The organism is Massilia sp. CT11-108 (assembly GCF_047302915.1).
GTDB lineage: Bacteria > Pseudomonadota > Gammaproteobacteria > Burkholderiales > Burkholderiaceae_D > Telluria > Telluria orientalis.
In genome coordinates this window covers 1-278 of sequence record NZ_JBKYMO010001483.1, presented here as the reverse complement: position 1 = coordinate 278, position 278 = coordinate 1, and the positions used below count along the sequence as shown (strand labels likewise).

The following is a 278-nucleotide window of genomic DNA, read 5'->3' as shown; positions in this document are numbered from 1 at the left end:
CATTAAAGGTGCGATCCAGTTGCAGTGGCGTGATTGAAACATAGCCTTGCATCACCGCATGGAAATCGGTGCCCGGGCCGCCATCCTCGGCGTCCCCCGCTGCAGCGATCCAGTAACCGGATTTACCACGCGGATCGACCACTTTTATCGGCGCAGCAGCGCGGGCGCGATGGCCCAGGCGGGTCAGCTGGATACCGCGGATATGCTCCAGCGGCAAGTTGGGAATGTTCACGTTCAGTACCGTGCGCGGTGGCAGATCGAGGTCCTGTCTCTTATAC

At 60.1% G+C, this 278-nt stretch carries 1 pseudogene; it reads right to left on the bottom strand.

The features are described from left to right. A pseudogene (locus ACEN88_RS35370) lies at positions 1-278 on the bottom strand (5'/3'-nucleotidase SurE); the annotation flags it as partial.